Here is a 13872-nt window from a genome sequence, read left to right on the forward strand (position 1 = left end):
AACTGTGGTGATTCGCGAATATCTAAGATGGCACAATTGCCCTAATCTGTTCATCATACAGAGATAGGATGTCTCATTCAGAACAACAAGAAACACTGGATGTGGTCGTTGACAGGAGTTGGCGGCAAGAAACCAAATATGAGAAAGCCTCGACAGGATGTCGGGGCTTTTTTATGTTCAGGTCGAGTCCAATCATTACGGTAAAATAACTGCTATTGACTCCCCTAAACCGAGTGCATACCATCCTTATAATTTTGTTTGGTATCGGGTCTTGGTTTTGCACATCACATCAACTTCATCTGATCAACACACGGCCTTTAAACCGTTCGCCTTCATCATTTTAAAGATCAGCCTTGTTGTGCTTGCAATCAGTCTATCTGCCTGTAGTAGTTTAAGTGGCTCCTTTGCCAATCGCTCAAATCAGCTTTCATCAGGCTTACAAAATGCCTATTCGGTTTCCCCGACGACCGCCAATCGCTTATCACCGATAATCATTCAAAGTGCTGAACGTTATGAGGTCTCACCCACACTGCTCGCAGCTCTGATCCGCCAAGAATCCAACTACAATAGCGCGGCCCGTTCACCCACAGGTGCAATAGGCTTAACCCAAATCATTTCCAGTCATTGGCGTCAGTCCTGCCCAGGCAATCTCTATGATGAGAATGTCAATATTAACTGTGGTGCGCATGTACTCTCGACTTACTACAGATCAGCAGGTAGCTGGTCTAAAGCTGTGGCCTATTACAATGTCGGACCAACTGGCTATGAACGCAGTTTCTGGACCCGCCATAAAGCCAAAAAATATGCACGCTCCGTCAAACGCCACGAAAAAACCCTAAAGAAAGCACTTTAAAATCAATTAAAAGTAAAAAACCATGCACTTAGACATGGTTTTTTTATGAGCTGAAGAATGAAATTAAGCGTCGTCAAATAAACCTTCAAATAACACTGAAGATAAATAACGCTCGCCACTATCAGGCAAGATCACCACAATGGTTTTGCCTGCATTTTCAGGACGTTCAGCAATTTGCGCTGCCGCCGCTAATGCTGCGCCACTCGAGATACCGACCAAGATGCCTTCTTGTGTTGCACACTTTCTTGCCCACTCAATCGCATCTGCGCTATTCACAGGTAACACTTCATCAACCAAATCAAGGTCTAAGTTTTTAGGAATAAAGTTCGCGCCAATGCCTTGGATTTTATGGGGTGCAGGTGTGATGCTTTCACCACGTTTGGTTTGAGTGATAATCGGTGATTCGGCGGGTTCAACAGCAACTGAATAGAGCGGCTTATTCTGAACTTGCTCAAAATAACGTGAAATCCCAGTAATGGTACCACCCGTTCCTACACCCGCAACCAAGATATCAACTTGACCATTGGTAGCCTGCCAGATTTCAGGACCGGTGGTATCGACATGAATCTGTGGATTGGCTGGATTTTCAAATTGCTGTGGCAAGAAATATTGTTCTGGATTTTCCGTTGCTAGACGAACTGCCTCATCCACCGCACCTTTCATGCCTTTAGCAGGATCAGTCAACACCAGATGTGCACCTAATGCCTTTAACACCTTTCTACGCTCTAAGCTCATACTGGCTGGCATGGTTAAGGTAATCGGATAACCTTTGGCTGCCGCAACAAACGCCAATGCAATCCCTGTATTACCACTGGTTGGCTCCACAATATGCATACCTGCTTTAAGTACACCACGTTTCTCCGCATCTGCGATCAACGCTGCGCCAATACGGCATTTCACTGAAAATGCGGGGTTACGGCTTTCAACTTTTGCCAGTACAGTTGCGCCTGTTTTGATCAGACGATTAATACGAACTAAAGGTGTATTACCAATCGCTTCGGCATTATTGGAATAAACTGCGATACCTAGGTTGGCAGGTACTGGAAATTGTTGATCGGTCGACATGTTATTTCCTTATTAGATTTGGAATGATTCTCAATCATTATAGGCTTGTCAGCCAAGGAGAAAAGCAGAAAACGTTAAGATTTATGAAAAGTTATAATCTTCAATGATATAAAAGATTAAATGAGCAATTAATCTCATTCTGCTAACAAATTTTTTTATTTTTAAATCAAACTATATCTAATTCTATCTTTATATATGCCTCTTATTAGCATAATTTCAGTCAGGGTTGTGGATTAAGCTAGGGATTACCAGAGCTCACCTTCTCGCCAATCAGCGCAAATCGTATCATCAGCTGTACTACGTGACAGCAACTCTTTCAGTTGGATGCTCAATGGATACAGCATAATTTCATTCTCATCAGTCAGATAAGTGGACGTATCTTGCTGAATATATAAATCCCCCAACCAAGAAGTCCAGCCTAATTTTTTATAGAATGCATCATTTTCAGGTTGTAATGCGGCAAGTTCATAACCCAAGCGAGTTAAAGCATCGACCAAATATCTTAATAATTGTGATGCCAACCCTTTCCCCCGCATCATTTCATCAGTCGTCACATATTCAACATAAGCAGTTTTTACCTGATGATTACCATGAATAGTGAAAACTCTATCTGTCCATAGGGCATGCGATACAATTTTTTCATTTAAGATACCGACGAGATGAGTAGCTGTTTGCATGAAAGCATATTGGCTCCAAGGATCCTCATCAAAAGCAGCAAAACACAACTTGGCAATCTGTTGTCGCTGTTGTGGCTCTAGGTCTCGGGCTGCGATAATTTTAAACTGCATAGCAAAGGCTCAATTCAAATTGAATGTATTTTAGGCAAGGATTAGGATGAAATGAAGTATTTTTAGTCAAATCTAATTAAAACAAATGGATATATCATTAAAAACCCTAAATAGGCGCTTCCGATAGCAAATAAAAGTGTATGGAAAATCATATCAGGCCTAATAGCATTTCTTATTTACGTCTTTTTAGATATTAAATTATATTTTCCCAATAAAAACACCCCCATTCTTTCGAATGGGGGTGTTTAGATTTAAAAGCTGGCGATGACTTACTCTCACATGGCAAGTGCCACACTACCATCAGCGCTAAGAGGTTTCACTTCTGAGTTCGGGAAGGGATCAGGTGGTTCACTCTTGCTATTGTCGCCAGCAAACTGTTGTGGTGCTTTCGGGTCTTAATCACGATGTATTCATCGTATGCCTTACTTACGATCCAAAGAGTTATTAACGGATTAGTTAATTGAGTCGGTATTGTAACTAGTTTTCACACTAAATCAAGTTATGTATTGAATTTATCTTGAATACAACAACTGTTTGGGTGTTGTATAGTCAAGCCTCACGAGCAATTAGTATTGGTCAGCTTCACACGTCACCGTGCTTCCACACCCAACCTATCAACGTCCTAGTCTCGAACGGCTCTTTAGAGGAATAAATTCCTAGGGAAATCTTATCTTGAGGTAGGCTTCCCGCTTAGATGCTTTCAGCGGTTATCCCTTCCGAACATAGCTACCCGGCGATGCGACTGGCGTCACAACCGGTACACCAGAGGTTCGTCCACTCTGGTCCTCTCGTACTAGGAGCAGATCCTCTCAAATTTCCAGCGCCCACGGTAGATAGGGACCGAACTGTCTCACGACGTTCTAAACCCAGCTCGCGTACCTCTTTAAATGGCGAACAGCCATACCCTTGGGACCTGCTTCAGCCCCAGGATGAGGATGAGCCGACATCGAGGTGCCAAACACCGCCGTCGATATGAACTCTTGGGCGGTATCAGCCTGTTATCCCCAGAGTACCTTTTATCCGTTGAGCGATGGCCCTTCCATACAGAACCACCGGATCACTAAGACCTACTTTCGTACCTGCTCGACTTGTGGGTCTCGCAGTTAAGCGCGCTTTTGCCTTTATACTCTACGCGTGATTTCCGACCACGCTGAGCGCACCTTCGTACTCCTCCGTTACTCTTTAGGAGGAGACCGCCCCAGTCAAACTACCCACCAGACATGGTCCTCGCCCCGGATTACGGGGCAGAGTTAGAACCTCAACATTACCAGGGTGGTATTTCAAGGACGGCTCCATTAGAACTAGCGTTCTAACTTCAAAGCCTCCCACCTATCCTACACAAGTAAGGTCAAAGTTCAATGTCAAGCTGCAGTAAAGGTTCACGGGGTCTTTCCGTCTAGCCGCGGGTACACTGCATCTTCACAGCGATTTCGATTTCACTGAGCCTCTGCTGGAGACAGCGCCGCCATCATTATGCCATTCGTGCAGGTCGGAACTTACCCGACAAGGAATTTCGCTACCTTAGGACCGTTATAGTTACGGCCGCCGTTTACTGGGGCTTCGATCAAGAGCTTCGCTTACGCTAACCCCATCAATTAACCTTCCAGCACCGGGCAGGCATCACACCCTATACGTCCACTTTCGTGTTTGCAGAGTGCTATGTTTTTAATAAACAGTTGCAGCGGCCTGGTTTCTGTGGCTGCCAATAGCTCAGGGAGCAAGTCCCATCACCGTCAGCAGCGTACCTTCTCCCGAAGTTACGGTACCATTTTGCCTAGTTCCTTCAGCAGAGTTCTCTCAAGCGCTTTGGTCTACTCGACCTGACCACCTGTGTCGGTTTCGGGTACGATTCCTGTGTAACTGAAGCTTAGAGACTTTTCCTGGAAGCATGGTATCAGCCACTTCACTGTACAAGTACAGCTTGCTATCAGCTCTCAGCATAGAGCACCCCGGATTTGCCTAAGATGCATGCCTACTGCCTTCCACCTGGACAACCAACGCCAGGCTGACTTAACCTTCTCCGTCCTCTCATCGCATTACACAGAAGTATTGGAATATTAACCAATTTCCCATTGACTACGCCTCTCGGCCTCGCCTTAGGGGTCGACTCACCCAGCCCCGATTAACGTTGGACTGGAACCCTTGGTCTTTCAGCGAACGGGTTTTTCACCCGTTTTGTCGTTACTCACGTCAGCATTCGCACTTCTGATACCTCCAGCATACTTCTCAATACACCTTCATCGGCTTACAGAACGCTCCCCTACCACTTGACTTAAAGTCAAATCCGCAGCTTCGGCACATAGTTTTAGCCCCGTTACATCTTCCGCGCAGGCCGACTCGACTAGTGAGCTATTACGCTTTCTTTAAAGGGTGGCTGCTTCTAAGCCAACCTCCTAGCTGTCTATGCCTTCCCACATCGTTTCCCACTTAACTATGATTTTGGGGCCTTAGCTGGCGGTCTGGATTGTTTTCCTCTTGACTACGGACGTTAGCACCCGCAGTCTGTCTCCCGGATAGTACTCATTGGTATTCGGAGTTTGCATCGGTTTGGTAAGTCGGGATGACCCCCTAGCCGAAACAGTGCTCTACCCCCAATGGTATTCGTCCGAGGCGCTACCTAAATAGCTTTCGGGGAGAACCAGCTATCACCAGGCTTGATTAGCCTTTCACCCCTATCCACAAGTCATCCCCTGGCTTTTCAACGACAGTGGGTTCGGTCCTCCAGTTAGTGTTACCCAACCTTCAACCTGCTCATGGATAGATCGCCTGGTTTCGGGTCTATACCCAGCAACTAAACGCCCTATTAAGACTCGATTTCTCTACGGCTCCCCTATGCGGTTAACCTTGCTACTGAATATAAGTCGCTGACCCATTATACAAAAGGTACGCAGTCACCGAACTAGTCGGCTCCCACTGCTTGTATGCATGCGGTTTCAGGATCTATTTCACTCCCCTCACAGGGGTTCTTTTCGCCTTTCCCTCACGGTACTGGTTCACTATCGGTCAGTCAGGAGTATTTAGCCTTGGAGGATGGTCCCCCCATATTCAGACAAGGTTTCACGTGCCTCGCCCTACTCGTCATCATTGTGTGTGCCCTTTCGTGTACGGGAATATCACCCTCTACGTTCGCACTTCCCAGAGCGTTCCACTAGAACACACACAACTTAATGGGCTGCTCCCCGTTCGCTCGCCGCTACTAAGGGAATCTCAATTGATTTCTTTTCCTAAGGGTACTGAGATGTTTCACTTCCCCTCGTTCGCTTCATAAGCCTATGTATTCAGCTTATGATACCCGCCTTGTAGCGGGTGGGTTCCCCCATTCAGAAATCTCCGGATCAAAGGATATTTGCCGCCTCCCCGGAGCTTTTCGCAGGCTATCACGTCTTTCATCGCCTCTGACTGCCAAGGCATCCACCACATGCACTTAATTACTTGACTATACAACCCCAAACAGTCGTTACACCTACAAGTGGGTGTAGCAACAGAATCAATGTAAACATTAATTCATACAGCTTGTTGTTTCGTGAACTTAATCACCGTACAGCTTCAATCTAAATTCATATACCAAAACGCTTGATTCAGTGTTTTTGCTAGTTCTCAGATTAACTCTTCATCTAACTGAAATACTTACGTATTACCGTTAGTGTCAAATTAATCGAGTTTGAACAATTTATTTCAGACTCAATTCTACTAATCTGTTAATGATTAACTACCACCTCGTCGGTGCGTAGTAAACTGTGATAAATCACAGAGATTAATAAACCAGTCAACTTGGACTGTATTCACTAAACTCTATAATCTTCTTAGCTTTGAATTAATTTCGTTCTTACAAACTCTTTTAATTCATGGTGGAGACTAGGAGAGTCGAACTCCTGACCTCCTGCGTGCAAAGCAGGCGCTCTACCAACTAAGCTAAGTCCCCAGCTTATCACTTAATGAACGACATATCTTTTAATCTAAGCTTCAGCAATCAGATTTGGTGGGTCTGACAAGACTTGAACTTGTGACCCCACGCTTATCAAGCGTGTGCTCTAACCAACTGAGCTACAGACCCTCAGATACATCTTCGAAGAACAACTTGTTGTGGATTCTTACCAGTCACCAATCTTTCGTTAAGGAGGTGATCCAGCCGCAGGTTCCCCTACGGCTACCTTGTTACGACTTCACCCCAGTCATCGGCCACACCGTGGTAAGCGTCCTCCTTGCGGTTAGACTACCTACTTCTGGTGCAACAAACTCCCATGGTGTGACGGGCGGTGTGTACAAGGCCCGGGAACGTATTCACCGCGGCATTCTGATCCGCGATTACTAGCGATTCCGACTTCATGGAGTCGAGTTGCAGACTCCAATCCGGACTACGATCGGCTTTTTGAGATTAGCATCCTATCGCTAGGTAGCAACCCTTTGTACCGACCATTGTAGCACGTGTGTAGCCCTGGCCGTAAGGGCCATGATGACTTGACGTCGTCCCCGCCTTCCTCCAGTTTGTCACTGGCAGTATCCTTAAAGTTCCCGACATTACTCGCTGGCAAATAAGGAAAAGGGTTGCGCTCGTTGCGGGACTTAACCCAACATCTCACGACACGAGCTGACGACAGCCATGCAGCACCTGTATCTAGATTCCCGAAGGCACCAATCCATCTCTGGAAAGTTTCTAGTATGTCAAGGCCAGGTAAGGTTCTTCGCGTTGCATCGAATTAAACCACATGCTCCACCGCTTGTGCGGGCCCCCGTCAATTCATTTGAGTTTTAGTCTTGCGACCGTACTCCCCAGGCGGTCTACTTATCGCGTTAGCTGCGCCACTAAAGCCTCAAAGGCCCCAACGGCTAGTAGACATCGTTTACGGCATGGACTACCAGGGTATCTAATCCTGTTTGCTCCCCATGCTTTCGTACCTCAGCGTCAGTATTAGGCCAGATGGCTGCCTTCGCCATCGGTATTCCTCCAGATCTCTACGCATTTCACCGCTACACCTGGAATTCTACCATCCTCTCCCATACTCTAGCTTCCCAGTATCGAATGCAATTCCCAAGTTAAGCTCGGGGATTTCACATCCGACTTAAAAAGCCGCCTACGCACGCTTTACGCCCAGTAAATCCGATTAACGCTCGCACCCTCTGTATTACCGCGGCTGCTGGCACAGAGTTAGCCGGTGCTTATTCTGCGAGTAACGTCCACTATCCTAGAGTATTAATCTAAGTAGCCTCCTCCTCGCTTAAAGTGCTTTACAACCATAAGGCCTTCTTCACACACGCGGCATGGCTGGATCAGGCTTCCGCCCATTGTCCAATATTCCCCACTGCTGCCTCCCGTAGGAGTCTGGGCCGTGTCTCAGTCCCAGTGTGGCGGATCATCCTCTCAGACCCGCTACAGATCGTCGCCTTGGTAGGCCTTTACCCCACCAACTAGCTAATCCGACTTAGGCTCATCATTTAGCGCAAGGTCCGAAGATCCCCTGCTTTCTCCCGTAGGACGTATGCGGTATTAGCATTCCTTTCGGAATGTTGTCCCCCACTAAATGGCAGATTCCTAAGCATTACTCACCCGTCCGCCGCTAGGTTAGGTAGCAAGCTACCCTTCCCCGCTCGACTTGCATGTGTTAAGCCTGCCGCCAGCGTTCAATCTGAGCCATGATCAAACTCTTCAGTTTAAAATCATTAGTAGCTTATGGCTACAAATCTTGGCTCATCAATTTTCTGACTAAAAATTCGCTCAAATAAACTTCGAGAAATTTCTACTCTTCAATCAATGAAATATTTTCGATTGATCAACTAGTAAAAATCCACACAAGTTGTTCTTCTATTCTCTTAATGATCTTCTCGATGATTCGTCATCATCAAGCTAGGTCGGCTATATTACTCTCAATTTCTTAAAAGTCAACAGGTAATTTAGATATTTAGCAAACTTATTAATCAACTCAAGAATCTAACCTTTTCAGCCAAATCCTTGTTTCTCAACAAGTTTTTATCTGCATCACCGCCGATGGATGTGCATTCTACAGTATTTCAGACCCGTTGCAAGCACTTTCAAAAATTAAATTATTCGGTTGTTTTATTTTTAAACTTTAACGCATCTAATTCACTGATTTATATAATTTAAAATTTATTAATTATCTTAAAAGTGAATTTAAACACACTAACCATTTGAAATTTAACTACTTTATTAAAAATATGTTTTTATTATCAGCAATAAAACCGCTTTATTTTTATATTTTGCTTTTATTTTAAACACCTCACTCGATTCAAAAATCTGTCTCCTATTCAATGAATGTTTAAAATTCCATCACCCAGAATAAAAACAACGGCTTTGATCGCTCAAAACCGTTGTTTTCAGTATTGCAATAAGTACTTTCTCTTAAGGAGTACTCCCTCTCACAATATTCAAGAAGTATAGATGACGTTCATATTGATCAATAATGTCCTGGATTAAATCTTCCTGCGTCCAATCCATCACATCATAGTTTTGCCCACCCTCTCTTAAGAAGACTTCTGCTTGGAAGTAATTGGCCTCATCTTCCTCCGCTCGTCCCAACATAAAACTTGGTGGAACAGTGGCATGGGAGATCACTTTATAAGTGAAGTTAATTTCATGATGATGATCGACATGCAATTGCAGACCATTTTCGATTTCACGTATCTCCACTTCCAAGTGACGGCGTTTAAATTCACGTTGAATACTTTCAAAGGCTTTACGCACCTGTGTCTCGATATAGTGCTGAACTTCAGTTTCTGTATCCGGGTAATGCATGATCAGACCCAGACGTTGCTGCCAACTACGTGGATTATTGATGGCACGTGGGGTAATGCGCGCTTCCTGAATGGCTTTCATCTTGGTGACATCCAGCTTTAAGGCCTTTAACAGCCCCCAGCTCATCAACAACATAATAAAAGTAAAAGGTAATGCACTCATAATGATGGAAGATTGCAATGCAGACAGACCACCCACCAACAATAGAATAATGGCCAATGCTGCCATCAACACCGTCCAAAACAAACGTTGCCATGTTGGAGAGTTTTCAGTTTTAGCGGTGAGATAATCGGTAACCAACGCACCCGAATCCGCAGAGGTGACGAAAAAGAGCATCACCAATACCGTCGCCAATAAGCTCATCACTCCTGAAAACGGCAAGTGATTCAAAAACTCAAATAAAGCCACTGATGAATCCGTTTGCACAGCATGAAGCAAACTTACATTATGTTCTTGCATAATACTGAATAAAGCAGCATTACCTAAAAAGCCCATCCAGATGATGGTAAAGCCTGTCGGAATCAGTAACACCCCGACAATAAATTCACGAATGGTTCGGCCACGCGACACACGGGCAATAAACATCCCCACAAATGGCGACCATGAAATCCACCATGCCCAGTACATAATGGTCCAACCGCCAATCCAGCCATTCGGTTGATAGGCATAGAGGTTAAAGGTCATACCAAATAGATTCGACATATACGAACCCATGTTTTGAATGGTGGTTTGCAGTAAATAGATACTTGGCCCCGCAATAAACACAAAGGCCAGCAGCACCAAAGCCAGAATCAGGTTCAGCTCAGAAAGGCGTTTTACCCCCTTATCTAAGCCCAAAAATACGGACATGGATGCCAAAATACTCACAAATACAATTAAACCGACTTGGACTTGGCTACTTTGCTCGATTCCAAATAGATAATGTAGGCCTGAGTTGATTTGCGTCACACCAAAACCGAGAGAGGTTGCTACACCAAAAACGGTACCAATGGTAGCGAAGGTATCAATACCATCGCCCCAAGGCCCATAAATTTTCTTACCAATAATGGGATATAAAGCCGAACGGGTTTTTAACGGCAGATTATGGCGATAAGCAAAATAGGCCAAAGCCAGTCCAACCACGGCGTAAATCGCCCATGCATGTAAACCCCAATGGAAAAAGGTAATCCTCAGGGCTTGTTGTGCCGCAGCTACACTTTCAGGGTCACCACTCGGTGGGCTGACATAGTGCATCACAGGTTCAGCCACACCAAAGAACATCAAACCGATACCCATGCCTGCGGTAAACAGCATGGCAAACCACGAGCCATTGCTATATTCAGGTTGGCTGTGATCAGGTCCTAATTTGATTTTACCGCTGGCTGAACAGGCAATATAAATCAGCAGAATCAGAAATACCGCAACAGATAAAACATAGAACCAGCTAAAAGAGTCCGTAATCCATTGCTTCAGTTGTTGGGTCAAAAATTCAAATGAACTGGGTGCGATGACAACGATTGCGATAAAAATCGCAATGATTATTACCGTGCTTAAAAACACGTTTGGATTCACATTCGCAAACTGCGAAGATGGCTTGGAAGGCATAATTCCCTCACGTTATTCTAATGATAATGGACAGGCCATAATGGCCAAAGAAGACATTCACACAGTGAACAAAAGCGAGCTTAAATTTCGCAAAACTCGGTATAAATTATAAAAAATGTGAAAAATAAAGCAGTTGTAATGCTGTAACAAAGCTAATCTTTATCATTCAACTGTTTAGGCACATGCGCAATATACTGTAAAGCAATCAAACGAGAGACCACGACAGCCAGATACATCACCCCACCAAACATTTGTAACATGGCCAGCACACGAGCTGCTGGACTCAGTGGCATCAAATCAGACAGACCCGTTGCCGATTGCAGGCTAAAGCTGAGGAAGAGTAGATCAAGCCAACTTTGTAGTGCTTGTGGCTGATTGGGATTTTGGAAACTATCAGGCAGAATTAGCTGACAGATACTATATAGAAAGGCAAAAGCCCAAGCGATTAAGGTAAATACCGCTCCCGCTGCAAACAATTCATCTTTGGTCAGATAACGATCCGCAAACATATAGCGCAACAGACCATAGGCCGCATAGAAATAGGCCAAAGCTTCGAAACTATGGGCAATGATTTGAATGGTCGGGTTGCCATAACCCATAAAAATCATAATCGAAAATAGAAAGGCACCACTGACAAAGATCAGTCCCCAAAAGGTAAACACAGGGCTTTGCCGAATCACTTTGGCAATAATCAATAATGCCAAAACACCCAAGGACCAGGTTAAAGCCCGATATTCACTGTGCCCTGTAGTCAACATATATAAAACCAATAACGCCAGCTGAACCAGTAATAACCATGCCGATGGCAATAACCGAAAGCTATCCCAAAATTGTTTTAAGCTCTGCATGTTGTTTTCCTTGCTATTGTTATGATTTTCATTGTGTTAATCGCATCAGACTGTAACTAAAAAGGCAACAATCATTTTAGAGAGTTCTTGTTGCAGTCGTTGTTCTTCAATCAACAAGGTATTCTTACTGGCATAACGCATCATGGTAAATAAAGTACTGTTAATTATCACAAAAGATTTATGTTTTAAAGTTTCAAAATCCCAGTGTGGATAATAGCGACCAAATAAATACATGCCGATTTCCAGAAAATGTTGTTCCAGTAGCTGTGCCGCTTCGGAATCGCTATAGGCATGCCAGTTTTTGAGAATCTCGATGAAAAAACCCTGATCGGATTTCAACGTTTCAAAGCCAAAAGCGATACTTAATCTGATGATGTCCTGAATAGCAGTTTGTTGTTGCAGCATCACCAGTTGCTTGAGTGCTTGCCCCAAGTGTTCACTTTTACGCAACAGCAATTCCGCGATGATCTGTTCTTTATTTTCAAAATACTGATAAATTGAACCGACACTAACCCCTGATTTTTCAGAAATTTTTGGGGTTGTGATCTGTAGCACACCATACTCAGAAATACATTTCTGTGTCCCTTCCAGAATGCTGTTAACAATCATTTTGGCGCGCTGTTGCTGTGGTCTTTTTCTCATCCTCAGCCTCAATTGAAATGCGAATTGAATGCGAATAAATATTCATATTAAGCTTTGATTAAATAACAATCACAGGTTGTATGCAATGCAAAGTATCGTTAGACCTAAACGCTTGGCAGGGTTTGAAGAGATGATTCAAACCAATATCAAAACTAAAATTCTCAGTTATATAACCCAGCAGCAGGTGCAGCCGAGTTATGAAGATTATCTCGCGCTCAATACCGCCCTGCAAAGTGGAGATGCACCGATGGATCAACTGCTGTTGTGGGTGTTACAAAATCCCAAACAGCATCGTAAATACTTTGAAACGGCGTTATATCAAGGTCTCGATAAATTGCCGCATGAAATTGCTGAACTGACCGCCTTCTTCCAGTTAGTGGAACAAAAACCTGATTGGTATGAACAAGTCAAAATCGATGAAGCCATTAAATTTACTTATCGCCTCGGCATCAATAACGGACTTGTTCTGCGAGATTTATCGCTAATGACAGGTTATTTGTACCCTGGTTTTAATCAACCTTTAATTCTGACAGGCGCTTTAAAAAAACAGGCAGGAACCCGTTTAGCCGAAACCACCAAATGGTGGGTGGATATCACCGAACCAAACGGGTTTGAACGTTTTAGCAAAGGCTTTACCTCTACGATTTTTGTACGTTTTATTCATTCACTTGTTCGTCATCAGCTACAAAAATCAGAGAAATGGGATGCCGACACTTGGGGTCTACCAATCAACCAGTATGATCAGGCGATGACCAATATTGCTTTTAGTGGTGTGGTACTGATTGGTATTCGGGCTTTGGGGGTTTTTCCTAACAAGCAGGAAATTGATAGCTTTTTACATTTCTGGAAATATGTAGGCTGGTTAATGGGTGTGGATGAAAAATGGTTAGTCAATAAAGAATCAGAGGGTTGGAAAATGATGTACTGGATGCAATTTGCACACCCCCAATCAGATGCCAGCAGTATTTCATTAGGTTCCAGTCTGTCCAAAGAACCCTTCGAGCGGAAATATCGCTATCTACGCTCTTTCCAGCAGAAGCTGGCGTATAAGCAACATCTAGAAATTACCCAGTTTTTTATTGGTCGCAAAAAAATGCAGAAGTTGGGTTTAGCCCCACAATCGGCCTCATGGTTTGCCTATTATCTGATTGGTCGCAATTTAGCGCTGTATAGCAGTGCCAAATTTATTCCAAAGTTAAACCGAGTGCTTGAGCAAAATGGACGACATCTACAACGCATCGGCTTGTCTCTTTATCGAAATCAGACGCAGCAACTGGCCAGTATGCATCAATAGTCCATAAAAAAGCCCTCAATCAATGAGGGCTTTTATTTTACAATTGATTG

General features: G+C 44.1%; 7 protein-coding genes, 2 tRNA genes and 3 rRNA genes. 2 read left to right on the plus strand and 10 right to left on the minus strand.

Going from position 1 to position 13872, the window contains the following annotated elements:
• Positions 1 to 334 precede the first annotated feature (334 nt).
• A complete protein-coding gene (locus NQU59_RS02365) occupies positions 335 to 853 on the plus strand; it encodes a lytic transglycosylase domain-containing protein (RefSeq protein ID WP_026040139.1) in 519 nt (172 codons plus the stop codon).
• Positions 854 to 916: 63 nt separating this feature from the next.
• Here the strand turns inward: NQU59_RS02365 and cysK are convergent, their stop codons facing one another.
• From cysK to NQU59_RS02415, 10 genes are all read right to left on the minus strand, one after another.
• Positions 917 to 1918 (minus strand): cysteine synthase A, encoded by a 1002-nt coding sequence (cysK, locus tag NQU59_RS02370; RefSeq protein WP_005240351.1) that lies wholly within the window; start codon positions 1916 to 1918, stop codon positions 917 to 919.
• Between the two features lie 245 nt (positions 1919 to 2163).
• Positions 2164 to 2706, minus strand: a complete 543-nt coding sequence (locus NQU59_RS02375) for a GNAT family N-acetyltransferase (RefSeq protein ID WP_257064828.1) — start codon at positions 2704 to 2706, stop codon at positions 2164 to 2166.
• Between the two features lie 256 nt (positions 2707 to 2962).
• Positions 2963 to 3077, minus strand: a 5S ribosomal RNA gene (rrf, locus tag NQU59_RS02380).
• Between the two features lie 174 nt (positions 3078 to 3251).
• Positions 3252 to 6144, minus strand: a 23S ribosomal RNA gene (locus NQU59_RS02385).
• A gap of 408 nt (positions 6145 to 6552) precedes the next feature.
• Positions 6553 to 6628, minus strand: a tRNA-Ala gene (locus tag NQU59_RS02390).
• A 55-nt stretch (positions 6629 to 6683) separates the two neighbouring features.
• A tRNA-Ile gene (locus NQU59_RS02395) sits at positions 6684 to 6760 on the minus strand.
• 59 nt (positions 6761 to 6819) lie between these two features.
• Positions 6820 to 8357, minus strand: a 16S ribosomal RNA gene (locus NQU59_RS02400).
• The 16S, 23S and 5S rRNA genes sit together here with 2 tRNA genes alongside, the layout of an rRNA operon.
• 704 nt (positions 8358 to 9061) lie before the next feature.
• The gene (locus tag NQU59_RS02405) at positions 9062 to 11038 is read right to left on the minus strand and encodes a BCCT family transporter (RefSeq protein WP_257064830.1); all 1977 of its coding nucleotides are present in this window, start codon (positions 11036 to 11038) and stop codon (positions 9062 to 9064) included.
• Positions 11039 to 11190: 152 nt separating this feature from the next.
• Positions 11191 to 11886 (minus strand): ion channel, encoded by a 696-nt coding sequence (locus NQU59_RS02410; protein WP_005240358.1) that lies wholly within the window; start codon positions 11884 to 11886, stop codon positions 11191 to 11193.
• A gap of 45 nt (positions 11887 to 11931) precedes the next feature.
• Positions 11932 to 12528, minus strand: a complete 597-nt coding sequence (locus tag NQU59_RS02415; protein ID WP_096911368.1) for a TetR/AcrR family transcriptional regulator — start codon at positions 12526 to 12528, stop codon at positions 11932 to 11934.
• Between the two features lie 85 nt (positions 12529 to 12613).
• Between NQU59_RS02415 and NQU59_RS02420 the strand changes: the two genes are divergently transcribed.
• On the plus strand, positions 12614 to 13822 hold the full coding sequence (locus NQU59_RS02420; protein ID WP_257064832.1) for an oxygenase MpaB family protein: 1209 nt from the start codon (positions 12614 to 12616) through the stop codon (positions 13820 to 13822).
• The last annotated feature ends 50 nt before the right edge of the window (positions 13823 to 13872 follow it).

This window comes from Acinetobacter colistiniresistens, assembly GCF_024582815.1.
Taxonomy (GTDB): Bacteria; Pseudomonadota; Gammaproteobacteria; order Pseudomonadales; family Moraxellaceae; genus Acinetobacter.

What these genes read in the sequence shown, in the direction of transcription:
- cysK (WP_005240351.1), bottom strand. Translation starts at nt 1,918, where the DNA reads ATGTCGACCGATCAACAATTTCCAGTACCTGCCAACCTAGGTATCGCA.
- NQU59_RS02415 (WP_096911368.1), bottom strand. Translation starts at nt 12,528, where the DNA reads ATGAGAAAAAGACCACAGCAACAGCGCGCCAAAATGATTGTTAACAGC.
- NQU59_RS02405 (WP_257064830.1), bottom strand. Translation starts at nt 11,038, where the DNA reads ATGCCTTCCAAGCCATCTTCGCAGTTTGCGAATGTGAATCCAAACGTG.
- NQU59_RS02410 (WP_005240358.1), bottom strand. Translation starts at nt 11,886, where the DNA reads ATGCAGAGCTTAAAACAATTTTGGGATAGCTTTCGGTTATTGCCATCG.
- NQU59_RS02420 (WP_257064832.1), top strand. Translation starts at nt 12,614, where the DNA reads ATGCAAAGTATCGTTAGACCTAAACGCTTGGCAGGGTTTGAAGAGATG.
- NQU59_RS02375 (WP_257064828.1), bottom strand. Translation starts at nt 2,706, where the DNA reads ATGCAGTTTAAAATTATCGCAGCCCGAGACCTAGAGCCACAACAGCGA.